Source organism: Sphingomonas sp. RIT328, from assembly GCF_000632225.1.
Classification (GTDB): Bacteria; Pseudomonadota; Alphaproteobacteria; order Sphingomonadales; family Sphingomonadaceae; genus Sphingomonas; species Sphingomonas kyungheensis.
The window spans coordinates 1-2,500 of record NZ_JFYV01000047.1 but is presented as its reverse complement, the minus strand read 5'-3'; the positions used below and the strand labels follow the sequence as shown (position 1 = coordinate 2,500).

At 55.5% G+C, this 2,500-nt stretch carries 1 tRNA gene and 2 rRNA genes (1 of these 3 cut by a window edge); all 3 read left to right on the top strand.

What is annotated here, in order from left to right:
- A 23S ribosomal RNA gene (locus BW41_RS16630) occupies positions 1-2,015 on the top strand (it extends 802 nt beyond the left edge of the window).
- Positions 2,016-2,210: 195 nt separating this feature from the next.
- Positions 2,211-2,325 (top strand): 5S ribosomal RNA (gene rrf / locus BW41_RS16625).
- Positions 2,326-2,423: 98 nt separating this feature from the next.
- Positions 2,424-2,500, top strand: a tRNA-Met gene (locus BW41_RS16620).

Below are 2,500 nucleotides of genomic sequence, written 5' to 3'. Positions count from 1 at the left end.
GTTGAAAAGTTACCGGATGAGTTGTGTTTAGGGGTGAAAGGCCAATCAAGCCGGGAAATAGCTGGTTCTCCGCGAAAACTATTGAGGTAGTGCCTCGGATGGACACCCTAGGGGGTAGAGCACTGGATGGATGCGGGGGTCGCGAGATCTACCAACTCTAACCAAACTCCGAATACCTAGGAGTGATATCCGGGAGACAGACGGCGGGTGCTAAGGTCCGTCGTCAAAAGGGAAACAGCCCTGACCTACAGCTAAGGTCCCCAAGTTATCACTAAGTGGGAAAGCATGTGGAAATCCCAAAACAACCAGGAGGTTGGCTTAGAAGCAGCCATCCTTTAAAGAAAGCGTAACAGCTCACTGGTCTAAACAAGGGTTTCTGCGGCGAAGATGTAACGGGGCTCAAGTGATACACCGAAGCTTAGGGTGTGGCGCAAGCCACGCGGTAGCGGAGCGTTCCGTAAGCCTGTGAAGCGATCTGGTAATGGGTCGTGGAGGTATCGGAAGTGCGAATGCAGACATGAGTAGCGATAAAGAGGGTGAGATGCCCTCTCGCCGAAAGACCAAGGGTTCCTGCGCAAGGCTAATCCGCGCAGGGTGAGCCGGCCCCTAAGACGAGCCCGAAGGGGGTAGTCGATGGGAACCACGTTAATATTCGTGGGCCTGGTGGTGTGTGACGGATGGTGTGAGTTGTTCGGCCTTAACGGATTGGCCGGGCTTCGAAACTGTTCCAGGAAATAGCCCCACCGTATAGACCGTACCCGAAACCGACACAGGTGGTCAGGTAGAGTATACCAAGGCGCTTGAGAGAAGTGTCCTGAAGGAACTCGGCAAATTGCCTCCGTACCTTCGGAAGAAGGAGGCCCAGCATAAGCGCAAGCTCTTGCTGGGGGCACAGGCCAGGGGGTAGCGACTGTTTAGCAAAAACACAGGGCTCTGCTAAGTCGGCTTCAAGACGACGTATAGGGCCTGACGCCTGCCCGGTGCCTGAAGGTTAAGTGGAGGGGTGCAAGCTCTGAAATGAAGCCCAGGTAAACGGCGGCCGTAACTATAACGGTCCTAAGGTAGCGAAATTCCTTGTCGGGTAAGTTCCGACCTGCACGAATGGCGTAACGACTTCCCCACTGTCTCCAGGACATGCTCAGCGAAATTGAATTCTCCGTGAAGATGCGGAGTACCCGCGGTTAGACGGAAAGACCCCGTGCACCTTTACTGCAGCTTCAGAGTGGCATTAGGAAAGAACTGTGTAGCATAGGTGGGAGGCTTTGAAGCGTTGGCGCCAGCCGGCGTGGAGCCATAGGTGAAATACCACCCTGTTGTTTTCTGATGTCTAACCTCGCACCGTTAGCCGGTGCAGGGACCCTCTGTGGCGGGTAGTTTGACTGGGGCGGTCGCCTCCTAAAGAGTAACGGAGGCGCGCGATGGTGGGCTCAGGCCGGTTGGAAACCGGCTGTTAGAGTGCAATGGCATAAGCCCGCCTGACTGCGAGACTGACAAGTCGAGCAGAGACGAAAGTCGGTCATAGTGATCCGGTGGTCCCTCGTGGAAGGGCCATCGCTCAACGGATAAAAGGTACGCCGGGGATAACAGGCTGATAACCCCCAAGAGCTCATATCGACGGGGTTGTTTGGCACCTCGATGTCGACTCATCACATCCTGGGGCTGGAGCAGGTCCCAAGGGTTTGGCTGTTCGCCAATTAAAGTGGTACGTGAGTTGGGTTCAGAACGTCGCGAGACAGTTTGGTCCCTATCTGCCGTGGGCGTCGAAATTTGAGAGGAGTTGACCCTAGTACGAGAGGACCGGGTTGAACGTACCTCTGGTGTACCTGTCGTCGTGCCAACGGCGCAGCAGGGTAGCTATGTACGGACGGGATAACCGCTGAAAGCATCTAAGCGGGAAGCCTCCCTCAAGATAAGATTTCATAGGACGGTGAAAGACCATCACCTTGATAGATCGGATGTGGAAGTGCGGTAACGCATGGAGCTAACCGATACTAATTGTCCTAGTCGCGCTTGAGAGTTACACACCATCAATGACAACCTTGGGTTGCATGAGGCGGATGATACACTCCCAGCTGAAACAATAAGTGCACGCATCGATTTTGAACCAACCGGGGATCCGATGGCCCGCCGCAAGGCAATCGCCAGACGACCCTCGGCACTCCCGCATCGAAGTCCCACTTCGATGCGAAATTCATCCGCCCGCTCCATTGCCTGGTGGCTATAGCGTCGGTGTCCCACCCGATCCCATCCCGAACTCGGCCGTGAAACCCGACTGCGCCAATGGTACTATCGCTCAAGCGATGGAAGAGTAGGTCGTCGCCAGGCATTGTAGCCGGCGGATGAATATACAAGAACCCATTCACACACCCTCTCCCACAGAGAGGCACACCGTGCCGGGCACAACCCCGCACAACACCCAGTGTCGCGGGGTGGAGCAGCCCGGTAGCTCGTCAGGCTCATAACCTGAAGGTCACAGGTTCAAATCCTGTCCCCGCAACCA